Origin of the sequence: Acinetobacter sp. (genome assembly GCF_036666595.1) — a bacterium.
Lineage (GTDB): Bacteria > Pseudomonadota > Gammaproteobacteria > Pseudomonadales > Moraxellaceae > Acinetobacter.
In genome coordinates this window covers 169,095-182,482 of record NZ_JAVWVO010000004.1, presented here as the reverse complement: position 1 = coordinate 182,482, position 13,388 = coordinate 169,095, and the positions used below count along the sequence as shown (strand labels likewise).

General features: G+C 42.3%; 10 protein-coding genes and 1 pseudogene. 9 read left to right on the top strand and 2 right to left on the bottom strand.

All coding sequences use genetic code 11. The features are described from left to right. Positions 1-24 precede the first annotated feature (24 nt). From RR876_RS07780 to RR876_RS07755, 6 genes are all read left to right on the top strand, one after another. A complete protein-coding gene (locus RR876_RS07780; RefSeq protein WP_332476455.1) occupies positions 25-1,233 on the top strand; it encodes a PLP-dependent transferase in 1,209 nt (402 codons plus the stop codon). An 8-nt stretch (positions 1,234-1,241) separates the two neighbouring features. After that, positions 1,242-2,858 carry a helicase HerA-like domain-containing protein gene (locus RR876_RS07775; RefSeq protein WP_332476454.1) on the top strand — a complete coding sequence of 539 codons (1,617 nt, stop codon included), beginning with the start codon at positions 1,242-1,244 and terminating at the stop codon, positions 2,856-2,858. A gap of 150 nt (positions 2,859-3,008) precedes the next feature. Then, positions 3,009-4,217, top strand: coding sequence for an NO-inducible flavohemoprotein (gene hmpA / locus RR876_RS07770; RefSeq protein ID WP_062032527.1), 1,209 nt, complete (start codon positions 3,009-3,011; stop codon positions 4,215-4,217). Between the two features lie 88 nt (positions 4,218-4,305). Beyond that, positions 4,306-4,755, top strand: a complete 450-nt coding sequence (locus tag RR876_RS07765; RefSeq protein WP_004977913.1) for an Rrf2 family transcriptional regulator — start codon at positions 4,306-4,308, stop codon at positions 4,753-4,755. A 103-nt stretch (positions 4,756-4,858) separates the two neighbouring features. After that, a complete protein-coding gene (gene yihA, locus RR876_RS07760; protein WP_332476453.1) occupies positions 4,859-5,719 on the top strand; it encodes a ribosome biogenesis GTP-binding protein YihA/YsxC in 861 nt (286 codons plus the stop codon). A gap of 140 nt (positions 5,720-5,859) precedes the next feature. Continuing rightward, positions 5,860-6,804, top strand: a complete 945-nt coding sequence (locus RR876_RS07755; RefSeq protein WP_332476452.1) for a metal-dependent hydrolase — start codon at positions 5,860-5,862, stop codon at positions 6,802-6,804. Between the two features lie 55 nt (positions 6,805-6,859). On the opposite strand, the gene RR876_RS07750 is transcribed toward RR876_RS07755, so the two are convergent. Together RR876_RS07750 and RR876_RS07745 are read right to left on the bottom strand one after the other, a co-directional pair. Next, complete coding sequence (locus RR876_RS07750; protein ID WP_332476451.1) at positions 6,860-8,119, bottom strand: dicarboxylate/amino acid:cation symporter; 1,260 nt, start codon at positions 8,117-8,119, stop codon at positions 6,860-6,862. Between the two features lie 229 nt (positions 8,120-8,348). Continuing rightward, the gene (locus tag RR876_RS07745) at positions 8,349-9,221 is read right to left on the bottom strand and encodes an acyl-CoA thioesterase II (protein ID WP_004691343.1); all 873 of its coding nucleotides are present in this window, start codon (positions 9,219-9,221) and stop codon (positions 8,349-8,351) included. A gap of 292 nt (positions 9,222-9,513) precedes the next feature. Between RR876_RS07745 and plsB the strand changes: the two genes are divergently transcribed. From plsB to RR876_RS07730, 3 genes and pseudogenes are all read left to right on the top strand, one after another. After that, positions 9,514-12,087: a glycerol-3-phosphate 1-O-acyltransferase PlsB gene (plsB, locus tag RR876_RS07740; RefSeq protein WP_332476450.1), complete on the top strand. Its 2,574-nt coding sequence runs from the start codon at positions 9,514-9,516 to the stop codon at positions 12,085-12,087. Positions 12,088-12,566: 479 nt separating this feature from the next. Further along, positions 12,567-12,836 (top strand): hypothetical protein, encoded by a 270-nt coding sequence (locus tag RR876_RS07735; protein ID WP_332476449.1) that lies wholly within the window; start codon positions 12,567-12,569, stop codon positions 12,834-12,836. Positions 12,837-13,019: 183 nt separating this feature from the next. Further along, positions 13,020-13,382, top strand: a pseudogene (locus RR876_RS07730) (tetratricopeptide repeat protein); the annotation flags it as partial. Positions 13,383-13,388 lie beyond the last annotated feature (6 nt).

Sequence of the window (13,388 nt, the reverse complement as noted above, 5' to 3'; positions counted from 1 at the left end):
TAGCGCTTTATGAAGAGTCGATTCGTGAAAAAAAATCCGCAAACTGCCTTGGTTCATGCACCAAGACAAGCGCCTCAGTACATTTCAACAATCCAACCTCCCCTGTATCGTGCATCGACGATTATTTTTAAAGATACCAATGCACTGTTTAATCGCCATTGGACCGATGCCTATGACTATAGTTATGGCACCCATGGCACCCCCACCACCTTTACGTTAGGCGATAACATTGCACAAATTGAGGGTGGAACCTACTGCTTATTGGCACCGAGTGGTTTATCTGCCATAAACCTAGTGAACTCATGTTTTTTAAGTCATGGTGATGAAGTTTGGGTGGCAGATAATATTTATGGGCCAAACATGGAGCATCTTCGTAATCTAGAAAAACGCTATGGCATTGATGTTCGTGTTTATAACCCTATTGATGTGTCCTCTTTCCAACCGACAGAAAAAGCAAAACTGATTTGGCTAGAAGCCGCAGGCTCGGTCACACTGGAGTTTCCAGATTTGGTCGGACTGGTGAAAAAGGCACAAGCACATCATGTACTGACTGCTCTGGACAACACTTGGGGCGCAGGCCTCGCCTTTAATGCTTTTCATTTTAGTGATGAGCACTTAAGTGTAGATGTGACGGTACATGCTTTGACCAAGTACCCAAGTGGTGGCGGAGACATTTTAATGGGCTCAGTTGTGACACGTGAGCGAGCTTTACATCATCAACTCTTTCGCACGCATGCCATTCAAGGCATTAGTGTCTCAGGGGATGATGTTGCTCAAGTCCAACGCAGTCTAGCGTCAATGCGCGTTCGATATGCCGCACAGTCTGAAAGTGCGCTACAGCTACTGGCATGGTTAGAACAACAACCTGAATTTGTGCAGGTCTTACACCCTGCCAATCCGAGTGCTGCGGGTCATTCATACTGGAAAGACATTTGTGTCGATCAACACAGTGCAGGTTTGGTCAGTGTCATTTTCAAGCCCGAATTTGATCTACAGGATATTCGTCAATTTTGTGATGCCCTATCCCTCTTCAAACTCGGCTTTAGTTGGGGCGGTCCTGTCAGTTTGGTGATGCTGTATGACCTCAAAGACATGCGTGCACTTGAGCATACACATTTACAACAAGGTTTATTGGTTCGCTTTTGTATAGGACTAGAACATCCTGCCGATTTAATTCAAGATATAGAAAACGCACTAAAACAACTGAATAACCATCACAAAAAAATTGAATAGGAAAAAGTATGAGCACCCCGATCACCATTGCCAAGAAAACCACGAATACCCAACAAGATGTTGTTCTACACTCAAAGTTTGCCAACCGTCATGGCTTAATTGCAGGGGCAACAGGGACGGGTAAAACCGTAACCCTGAAGGTGTTGGCTGAAAGTTTTTCCAGGCTCGGGGTGCCCGTATTTTTAGCCGATGCCAAAGGTGATGTTTCCAGCTTAGCGCAGGCAGGTGCATCCAATCCCAAATTTGATGAACGCATTAAAAGTTTAGGCATCGACAGCATTCCCTTTACTGCATCCCCCGTGGTGTTTTGGGATTTATTTGCTGAACAAGGTCATCCTATTCGTACCACGATTACCGAAATTGGCCCGCTGTTGCTGGCACGTATGCTGAATTTGAATGATACCCAAGAAGGGGTACTTTCTGCGGTATTTCGTATTGCTGATGATCAAGGCATGTTACTAATCGACTTTAAAGACTTAAAAGCCATGATCGGTTATGTCAGTGAACATGCCGCAGAGTTTAAAGCCGAATATGGCAACCTATCTCCTGCCAGCCTTGGCGCGATTCAACGGAATTTATTGGCACTAGCCGATCAAGGCGGTGATCAATTCTTCGGGGAACCCAGCTTAAATATTCTCGACTTTATTCAGACCGACAGTAATGGTCATGGCTATATCAATATCCTAGCCGCAGACAAACTCATGAATACCCCAAAGCTATATGCCACTTTTCTGCTCTGGATGCTTTCAGAATTATTTGAACAGCTGCCTGAAGTTGGCGATATGGACAAGCCCAAGCTGGTGTTCTTCTTTGATGAAGCACATTTGCTGTTTGATAATGCCAGTGCAGCGCTGCAAGAAAAAATTGAACAAGTGGTCCGTCTGATCCGCTCCAAGGGTGTTGGTATTTACTTTGTCACGCAAAATCCACTGGATTTGCCTGAAAGCGTGTTAGGGCAGCTCGGCAATCGCGTACAACATGCCTTACGTGCCTTTACCCCGAAAGATCAAAAAGCAGTAAAAACGGCTGCAGATACCTTCCGTGCCAACCCTGAATTTAAGGTTGAGCAAGCCATCACTGAGCTAGCTGTGGGTGAAGCCCTGATTAGCTGCCTAGATGAACAAGGCACACCACAAGTCGTGGAGCGCGCATGGGTGATGCCACCCTACTCGTCTTTCAGTCCCATTAGCCCAGAACAACGTCAAACCTTGATTTCACAAAGTATCGTGGCAGGCATTTATGAAAAAAGCCTAGACCGTGAAAGTGCCTTTGAACTTCTACAAAATAAAGTGGTTGAACGCCAACAACAAGCCGTACAGATAGAACAAGAGAAACAACAAGCCAAAGAACAAGAAGCGCTAGCGAAACAACAAGCCAAAGAACAAGAAGCGCTAGCGAAACAACAAGCCAAAGAAGCTGAGACTCTGGTCAAGCAACAAGTACGTGAGCAAGAGCGCATCGCGAAAGAACAGCAGAAGGAAGCTGAACGTGAAGCAAAACAGCGTGAGAAGCTAATTCAAGACACAGTAGGAACCTTCGCTAAAAGTGCAGCACGTAGCCTCGGGGGCAGTACGGGACAAAAAATTGTCCGTGGTTTACTCGGCTCATTGTTTGGTCGTAAGTGATCTACTTTTTAAATCTAAAAATCAAAATTTATGAGATATTATTATATTCCATAAAAAAATTAAGCTTTTCTTGAAAAGATGTATTTACATTACATCTTTAAAGGTATATTTTAAATACATCTTATAAATGATAGCCAAGAGAGATCAAACATGACTCCGCAGCAAATTGACCTTGTAAAAGCAACTGTTCCTGTCCTTCGTGAAAATGGTGTCGCACTCACGGGTTATTTTTATAACCGTATGTTAGGCAATAATCCTAATTTAAAAGAAACCTTTAATATGGGGCATCAGCGCAGTGGTGCTCAAGCCCAAGCTTTGGCGGGTGCTGTGTTGGCCTATGCAGAAAACATTGAAGATCCTTCAGTATTGCTCCCTGTGGTTGAGCTGATCGCTCACAAACATGTCAGCTTGAATATTCAAGCACCCGACTACAACATTGTTGGGGAAAACCTCCTCCATTCGATTAGTGAAGTTTTAAGTATTTCAATGGAAGATCCATTGATAGATGCTTGGGCTGCGGCGTATGGTCAATTGGCTGATTTATTCATTAGCACTGAAAAAGCGATTTATGAGCAACATCAACAAACCAAAGGTAGCTGGTTAGGCTGGCGCAACTTTAAAATTGCGAAAAAAGTGGTTGAAAGCGATGAAATCACTTCTTTCTATCTTGCCCCTGTGGACGGTGGTGATTTACCAAAATATGAAGCAGGTCAGTACATTTCAGTACGTGTATTTGTTGAGGAACTTGGTCTAAAACAACCTCGCCAATATACCCTTTCAACTAGCCCTCAAGCTGACTATTTACGTATCTCGGTCAAACGCGAAGATGAAAAAGGCGATTTGGCAGGAGGCTGGGTGTCAAATACCCTGCATGGTTTAGCCGAAGGTGCTGAAATTGAAGTGTCTGCACCAACAGGTAACTTCTACCTAATTGACCCAAATAAACGCAATGTCTTTATTAGTGGTGGTGTAGGCCTCACGCCAATGGTGGCGATGCTAAATCAGTTGGTGACTTTGGATATGCCAGAGCCTGTGACTTTTGTACATGCCTGCCGCAGCAAACAAGTGCATGCTATGAAACAACACATTCATGACTTAAAAGCCAAATACCCACGTTTAAGCACCTTTACTGCATATGAGTTCCCACATCAAAGCGATGTTTTGGGTCAAGATTATGATGCGAAGGGTCGCCTTGATTTGAGTACCATTGATAGCGCGATTCTACCTGTTCAAGCAGATTACTACTTATGCGGCCCAATGCCATTTATGGCAGAGCAACAAAAAGCCCTGATAGCCCGTGGTGTTCCTGCCGAAAATATTCACAGTGAAGCTTTTGGCACAGGTGGTGTTCATCACTAACCCATGCCATCGGCATAAAATAGAGAGGGTTAGTCAGGTTATGCTAGACTAGCCCTTTGTTTTTTGCTTATCAACGATCAGTACCCTCATGCAGCTCAATAAATTTACCGATTATGCTTTGCGAATTCTGATGTATGTTTCCCAGCCGAAAGCGCTGCCGCATACCATCGCAGAACTGGCGCAAGCTCTACAAGTGTCTGAAAACCACTTGATGAAAATCGTACACTTTATGGCGAAACAGCAGTGGATTATTACTGCACGTGGTCGTGGCGGTGGGATTCGACTCAATCCAGAAACCCTACATTTAAGACTGGGTGAGATTGTACGGGTCTTACAAGCAGATCAGAACATTGTGGAATGTAACACCCCACCTTGCGTACTCCGTTCGAATTGCGGACTGAAAGGGATCTTAGATCAAGCGTTGGATCAGTTCTATCACAGCTTAGACCAATATACATTAGCTGATGTACTGGGTACTGAGGCTCAAAATAAGTTCACAACCCATTCGCCGATTAACCTGATCAATCTCGCCGATTAAGGTCTTTTATAAACAAGATTACGGACTTTACGCTGCAAAGGTCGATTGCCTGCTCGACTTCCATTATAATGGCTGATTGTAGATCATAAATTGAAGTTGAGTTATGCACCACAGCCGAGGAAAATCCAAAAACAGTAAAATTGCTGCTGCCCCAAAGCAAAAAATTAGCTATGAAAAAAAGGTAGATTCTGCAGTTACTGAATATGCTGTGCGCGCTCTCAACTGGCTGCGTAAAGCAGAGTTTTTAATGAGTGCCCCGAAGCTCAACCTGTGTGTAGAAGATACAGGCTATGAAATTGCCTTTGCGGGTCGTTCAAATGCAGGTAAGTCTAGTGCGATCAATGCCTTAACCAACCAAAAGCAATTGGCTCGTGCCTCAAAAAGACCGGGTCGTACGCAGATGATTAACTTTTTCAGTCTGGGTAATCCTAACCAACGTCTCGTCGACTTACCTGGTTATGGTTATGCGGCCGTGCCTGAAGCGATGAAAATCGTGTGGCAAAAAGAGTTAGAAAATTACCTGATTCAGCGTAAAAGCTTACAAGGCTTAGTGTTGTTGATGGATATTCGTCATCCACTACAACACTTTGACGTGATGATGTTGGAATGGGCTTATTCACGTAAATTGTTTGTGCATGTACTGCTAACCAAGTCCGATAAACTCAACCGTGGCCCTGCTTCTAAAGCATTGCAAGAAGTTAAAGCCCAATTGAAAAAGATGAAACTTGATTTCTCAATTCAATTGTTCTCTTCCCTCAATAAACAAGGCCTAGAAGAACTGGCAAGTGTGATGGGCGGACGACTGAATTTTACATTAGACCAAGCCCAACACTTTGACTTAAGCAGCATTCCAGATGCAACAGCCGATGAGCTAGATACAGAAGAATTCGATGAAGATACTGAAGCCGCTACGGATCTTGAAGCTGAAGACGATGTGGAAACCAAACCGCAGTCTGAGGCTTAAGTTTTAAACGCCAACCTATAAAAGCATCATCTATTGCTGTATCTGTGTCCCCTATTGCTAATCACAATCGGGGACTTTTTTTTATACTGACTTTATTCAGCTCGTGAAAAAGTTCAACACATATAAAAATAGGTCAGCATATGAAATTATGGTCTCGATTGAAAAAAAACAAAATTCGTTCCTCTATTGCCTACACAATTAAGCCCCGCAAAGTTAAATTTGAGTGGCAAGACAGTCCGATTGATTGGATTCCCAACCAACCTTTTGCCAGCTATTTCATCAATGAAATTAATATGATTCTGCCCGCAGGTGAGTTCTGGTTCTGCCGCCTCTATAACAAAGTCTTACCGCAAATTAGCGATGAAAAGCTGAAGCAAGATGTACAAGCCTTTATCCGCCAAGAAGCCATGCATGCGCAGGCACACAACTCAGCCAATAAAGAGTATCTCAGCCAAAGACATATTGATGTCTCCCGTAATCTAGAGTTGATGGATTTCTTATTTGGAAAATTACTGGCCGATAAACCGCTTGATCTCACTGTACCCAAAGCACTTGAGCACCAGTGGGATCTGTTTCGACTCGGTATTATTGCCACGGTGGAACACATGACCTGTGTCCTTGGAAAATATGCACTGGACAACACCGAATGGGAAAAAATGGGCGCTGACCCTGCGATGTTAGACTTGATCAAATGGCACGGCGCAGAAGAAATTGAACACCGTACCGTCGCATTTGATTTGTACCGACATTTAGGTGGTGGCTATATTGCGCGTTATTATTTAAGTCTGGTGGTGATTGCTGCCGTTCTGGGTTTATGGGTCGATGGTGCAGCTCATATTATGAAGCAAGATGACCGCTTTAAGTCGATTCAACCCAGTCTGTTTAAACCTTGGATTTGGCGTGAGTGGCTGTCTATTTCTAAACGGAATCATCAAGTGTTGCCAAGTCCGTTATGGCTCATCTCACAGCAATTTGGCTATTTGGTACCATGGTATGATCCTGTACACGAAGCCAAAACAGAAGATGCGATTGCCTACTTAGACCAATCCCCAGCGGCTAAACGTGCCATGCTCAAAGTCGCTTAAATCCCAAAATAAAAAAGCAGCTCAATCGGCTGCTTTTTTTAATTTAGAGCAAAACTTAAGAAGGATTCGATAAATTGGGCAAAGGTGCATCCAGATCCTTGGTATGTCGATCTACCACCACACTAATCATCATGTCACCTTGCACATTCACCACAGTACGCACGGTATCCAGCAAGCGATCAATCGGCAATAAAATCGCAATCGCTTCAGCAGGAAGCCCTACAGACTGCAATACCATAATCATGGTAACCATGCCTGCACTCGGAATTCCCGGAGCACCTAAAGAGGCAATCATCGCCGTCAGACACACCACCAACTGTTGACTCACGGTCAAATCTAGCCCCATCAAGTTGGCAATAAACAAAGCTGCCGCTGCCTCATACAGCGCAGTACCATCCATATTGAGCTGCGTCCCCAACGGAATCACAAAGCCCGCCGTTTGCGGACGTACACCAAGATTTTCCTGCGCACACTTGAGTGATAAAGGCATAGTTGCCGAGCTTGAACTGGTGGCAAAAGCAGTAATTAACGCCACACGCGTGCCTTTAAAAAAGGTCATCGGATTCATCTTGCCAAAAATCCATAGCAATAGCGGTAAAACCACCAGACCATGAAAAATGGTGGTGCCCGTTACCACAGCAGCAAACTCAGCCAAACGACTCAATACTGAAATATCTTCAGTGGCAATCAACTTGGCGAGTAATGCAAAAATTCCTAGCGGGGCTAGCTTCATCACCCAACCAATCATCAGCATCATGATGTCAAAGAACTGTTGACTCAGCTTACGCACGGTACGGAATTTTTCGCCGCCTTTAACCAGTGCCACTCCAATGAACAGCGCAAAAACCACCACCGCTAAAACATTGCCTTCGGCAAAAGCTTTGAAGGGATTAATCAGCGTATTTTGAATAAAGTTGGTGAAGAACGAAGATGGGGTGAGCGTATCTGGAGTTTGATGAGCGGCCATGGCGTCTTGGAACATGGCAATATCGACACCTTTGCCGACTTCAAATAAATGCGCGCAGCTTAAACCCAATATCAAGGCCAAAGTCGTGGTGGTGACACAACATGCCACCGTAATTTTCCAAACACGGGAGAGTTGTCCACCCGCTTGTAAGTTGGATACCCCCACCACAATTGAGCTAAAAATAAGGGGAATCAAGAGCATTTTTAATAGACCGATAAAAATACTGCTGACCACCCCGATTCCATACAAACTCATGTCTAAAAAAGCGGTCTCAGGGAAAAGATTTAAAATAAATCCGAAGATGACCCCGAAGATTGCTGCAATTAGAATTTGCGTGTTTAAGCTCATAGCTTCATGCTTTTCAAAGATTTCTTTGGGAAACTATGCCATGTGAACAGACTAGAATCGAGCATTTTTTTGTCACAAGTACTGCACATTTCCCCATATGCCTCTGCCCAAAAGGTGAAGGCGTTACAATTGAAGGTCAACTCATAGCTCTGCCCTGACCACCTTTCAGTCATAAAATCAGCCATAAAAAAGCTGAGTCATATCACTCAGCTTTTTCTCTACTCAGGCTTTATTGGGCTTCGATTTCGCGGAGCCGAATTAAACCTTCTTGAGTGGTACTACACACCAACTCACCATTTTGCCACATTCGTCCAAAATTTAAACCACGTGAACTGGCACTGACTGTGGCGTCCATGTCATACAGCATCCAGTCATCCACGCGAAAGGGTTTATGGAAATACATAGCATGATCGATACTCGCACATTGCAAACTTGGCGAAAGATAACTTAAACCATGTGGGCGCAGTGCTGTGGTCATTAAAGTGAAATCTGAATAGAATGCCGCAATTGCTTGATGCAATGAAATCTCATCCACCTCTGCTGCAATGCGGTCATGCGTGCGAATATAGTGCGCATACACAGGTGCTTCAGGCTGCGGCTGATACGGGTTCTGTGGATTGATCGGACGAATTTCCACATGACGATCGCGCATGAAACTTGCACGCACATTTTCAGGCACAAATTCCACCATCATTTTTTTCAGTTCAGCCTCAGACTTTAACGACTCGGGTGTTGGATACTCAGGCTCACCGATTTGATAATTCAACCCTTCTTCATTGTCAGCAAAAGACACCATGCACATAAAGATGGTTTTACCATGCTGAATAGCACGCACTTGGCGACTGACAAAACTACGGCCATCACGAATCCGATCAACTTCATAGATAATCGGCGCGTTCACATCGCCACCAAATAAAAAGTATGCATGTAAAGAATGAGCTGGACGATCCGTCGTATATGATGCCGCACGCAGGGCCTGACCTAAGACTTGCCCACCAAAAACGCGCTTCCCAACCAAATTACGGCTTTGTCCACGAAAGATATTTTCCTCAATTTTTTCGAGGCTCAGTAATTCAACCAACTCTTGGGTTAAAGCATTCATAAACAACCTACTTAATGGTGAGATACCCAATATTTATGTAAAGTGACAGGTATCATATATAGAGTATAAATTCTATTTTGCCATAAATTCAGACTAAAACCCTATAGATTACTTGACTGAGTTGTCATAAGTTTTTTTCGTTATTTCCGACTAAAAATACGATTTTTAACGATAAAATTCACCATATAAAACAAATTTGTCAGGAAATGACATACGGTTTATGTTTACAATTACGCAAAATAAATACCCCTTCAGACAAACTGCGGGATTGGTCATTTAAGCAGGAGTGTATATGTCCAAAAGTGGCTTTGGTCAAATGTATAGAAAGCTTTCAAGTAAGCTTCTTGACCTAATAGTAACCCCACATGTATTGGGTGAGGTTCCAACAGAACCGACAGCAACAGATGCTGACCCAGCAGCTTCAGGCCATCCCAAAAAAATTGTCTGTTATGTGCTTCAAAATCACTCACGCAGTAATGCGCTGTTGGTGGATGGTGAAACACGTCGTTTAAAGCTTGCTCCTGCACTCGATCCTTTGGTCGTGGGGACACATCAAGAAAAAGCATCGATCGTGTTTTTACAGCATAGCGATGAAAATAATTTACTTAACCCTTCACCACACACCTTTCCACCGCGCCTGTTACGTCTAGTTGAAGCATTAGAGCAACAACCCGATTTAGACGTAGAGTTGGTGCCTGTGACGGTACTGTGGGGACGTTCACCAGATAAAGAAGACTCTTGGTTTAAATTGCTATTTACCGACACTTGGGCAACTCCAAGTACGGTGAAGCAGCTGATGAATATTGGTTTACATGGTCGTCAGTCATTTTTAGAGTTTCATGAAAGTCAGTCTTTACGTGCCTTGGTGAACTTTGCAAAAACCACCTATCCGAATTTATCGCCTGCGACTTATATTCTAAACACCTTAAATAATCAGCTCGATGCGCACCGTGAAGCAGTACTCGGCCCTGACCTTTCAGACCGCCGCAACGTGATGCACTCACTGATTAAAGCCAGTGATGTACAAGATGCAATTCGTCGCGAAAGTATCCGCGGCAAAATTAGCATGTTGGATGCAGAACGTCGCGCCATTGGTTATGTCAATGAAATCGTATCGGACTACTCACATTCGACCATCCGTTTTGCGGAAATGGCGTTGGCACGTTTATGGACCCAGCTCTATGACGGGGTTGAAGTACATAACTTCAATACAGTTCGTGAGTTGGCTAAAGACTACGAAATTGTGTATACCCCATGTCACCGCAGTCATATCGACTATTTACTGCTGTCTTATGTGGTGTATAACCGTGGTTTGATGGTGCCTTATATTGCTGCGGGCGATAACCTAAATATGCCATTTGTTGGGCAAATCCTACGTGGTGGCGGTGCATTCTTTATTCGCCGTACTTTCCGCGGTAATGCGCTCTACACTTCAGTCTTTAAAGAATACCTATACAGCATTTTGTCGCGTAACACGCCTTTAGAATACTTCATCGAAGGTGGTCGTTCACGTACAGGTCGTCTGCTACCACCAAAGACAGGTATGTTAGCCATGACAGTGCACAGCCACTTACGTGGTCGTGCCAAACCGATTGTCTTTGTTCCGACCTATATCGGCTATGAACGCTTGATGGAAGGTGCAACCTACGTTGGTGAGATGAACGGTAAACCCAAAGAAGCCGAGTCTGTCTTTGGAATTCTGCAAACTTTACGCAAAATTGAACGTATTTTCGGTAAAGTCCATCTCAACTTTGGTGAGCCCGTTTTCCTCGATGACATGCTGAAAAAGCATGGCGCTGAGAATGTGCAAATTGCTAAAAATGATGATCCGATTCCGCAAGAAGTCTCTGATGCAGTCAACAGTTCAGCACATGCAATTTTAGAAAATATTAACCGCGCAGCTGTCGTGAATCCTGTTTCATTACTGTCTTTGGTTCTGTTGGCCACTGAGAAGCATACGCTGGATGAAGAAATTTGTATCAAACAGCTCGATACCTATCGTAAGTTATTGACGACACTTCCTTATGATGAGCGCCTCTTGGTCACGCCATTATCAGGTAAAGAAATCATTGCTTATGGTTTAAAGCTGAAACTGATCAAGCGCGTCAATCACGTACTCGGTGACATTATTGCAATTGCGGACAATCAAGCGGTACTGCTGACCTACTTCCGTAATAATATTTTGCATGCCTTTGTCTTGCCATCACTCGTTGCCGCTTTGGTTGAACACAATGGAACCATTGGCCGTGGTGATTTAATCAATGTAATTCGCACGCTATATCCATTCTTAAAAGCAGAACTGTTTTTAAAATGGGAAGATGCTGAACTCAAAGATCAAATCTGTGCCTATGTAGATGGTTTGATTCAAGCCAAACTGATTTCTGAAGATGCCGAAGGCCACTTGATTTCTCCTGCTCCAAACAGCGAAGATCATAACCAGTTGGTGGTATTGGCTGCGCCAGTCATGCAGAGTCTTGAGCGTTACTACATGACGCTTGCGCTGATTACACAGCGAGGTTCTGGGAATATTTCAGCGCGTCAAGTTGAAGAACTCAGTCATTTGGTGGGTCAGCGTCTATCTGTCCTATATGAGTTCAATTCGCCTGAATTCTTTGATAAAGCCCTGTTCCAAAGCTTTATTAAAGTGCTGACGCAACAGGGTTATATCAGCACCAACTCAGACAACGCGATTGTGTTTGATGAGAACTTCCAAAACGTTGCGCAATATGCCAACTTGGTGTTGGATGATGTCACGCTACAAATGTTGCAACACATCACCACTTTCAGCGATGAAGAACTGAAAGACACGCTAGACAAAGTGGCTGCTGAACAAGCGAAGAAGCGTTTGAAACGTAAGAAGAAGTAATTTCTTTTTTTAAAGCATAGGTATCTACACAATGTAGGTGCCTATGCTGTTCAACAAGAAAATACTAAATAAAAAATTTAAGCCAATATAGGTTAAATAGATAAATAGTTAAGGAATACTTTTTATAAATTTGGACTTTACCTAATTCTATTTATGATCCATATATCCATGAATTAGCAAGAAATATAAACTTTAAAATTAAATACTGAACAACAAGCTAGTACAACCAATAATTAATGATCCAGTAAGATATAGATTAGTTTCAAATATAACTCTAATTCCAGTAGCTCCACAGCTTTTTTTAATTTACCAAAGTATACAATAATGAAATATATAGTTTTTTAAGTATTTTATTGGCATCATTCTCAATTATAGGTTGTAAAGAAAAACGAGTTCGTTACTTTCAATACGAAATTGTAAATAATGAAAGTATTTGTTCATTGAAACCTAAGGAGATTTTTGAGTCTAAAGAGTTTTCAATGCTCGATACATTTTTTAGAGATATGGATGGAAATCCTAATGATGAATTATCAGAAACTATTTATAAAGAAAGTTTAAAAAATCTATCCAATACAAGTAGTAAATATATTTTTTGCTTTCCAAAAAGTAGTTTGAAATCAGATTTTTTAGAAACGTATATTCAAGTTGAACTACAAAGAGGGAAAACTTTTCGACAATATGAATTTAAAAATTATTTTTGCATAAAAAATAATAACTTAATTAATTTTATTGAAAAGAAGAAAATATAGAAGTATGCTAATAATGTTATTTCTCATACAGTTAACATAACACCTCTTACGCTATATTATTAAGTTTTTATATAAACACCAAAACTTTAATTAAAATATACCCAAGAGCTCATCTCACTAAAACCAGTTTTTACTGGGCTTTTACTAACAACGCTAAATAATCATCAAAGCAATGTAAATGCTGTCATTCAAAATGATTTAGCTGCCATGTTAACTAAGGGAATAGGTACAGATAAGAATCCTGAGAAAGTATTGTTTTGGCTTAATAAAGCTGCGGAACAAAATTTTCCCGAAGCTCAATATAATTTAGCTAATGCTTATCGTGATGGTGTAGTTGTTCAGAAAAATGAAGAAAAGGCTCTAGAACTTTATCTTAAAGCAGCAGAACAAAACCTACCTGAAGCTCAGATTAATGCAGCATATATATATGCAAATACTTATAATGATTTAGAAAAAGCAAAATTTTAGTTTACTAAATCATATGAAAATGGCAATGCGGCAGCAGGTGAAGCTTTAAAAGAGTTGAATGAACTATCTTCTAATTAAATCATA

Bases quoted from the DNA above. Each gene is read 5' to 3' on its own strand.
- RR876_RS07775 (WP_332476454.1), top strand. From the start codon at position 1,242: ATGAGCACCCCGATCACCATTGCCAAGAAAACCACGAATACCCAACAA.
- RR876_RS07745 (WP_004691343.1), bottom strand. From the start codon at position 9,221: ATGAATGCTTTAACCCAAGAGTTGGTTGAATTACTGAGCCTCGAAAAA.
- RR876_RS07755 (WP_332476452.1), top strand. From the start codon at position 5,860: ATGAAATTATGGTCTCGATTGAAAAAAAACAAAATTCGTTCCTCTATT.
- plsB (WP_332476450.1), top strand. From the start codon at position 9,514: ATGTCCAAAAGTGGCTTTGGTCAAATGTATAGAAAGCTTTCAAGTAAG.
- RR876_RS07750 (WP_332476451.1), bottom strand. From the start codon at position 8,119: ATGAGCTTAAACACGCAAATTCTAATTGCAGCAATCTTCGGGGTCATC.
- RR876_RS07765 (WP_004977913.1), top strand. From the start codon at position 4,306: ATGCAGCTCAATAAATTTACCGATTATGCTTTGCGAATTCTGATGTAT.
- yihA (WP_332476453.1), top strand. From the start codon at position 4,859: ATGCACCACAGCCGAGGAAAATCCAAAAACAGTAAAATTGCTGCTGCC.
- hmpA (WP_062032527.1), top strand. From the start codon at position 3,009: ATGACTCCGCAGCAAATTGACCTTGTAAAAGCAACTGTTCCTGTCCTT.
- RR876_RS07735 (WP_332476449.1), top strand. From the start codon at position 12,567: ATGCTCGATACATTTTTTAGAGATATGGATGGAAATCCTAATGATGAA.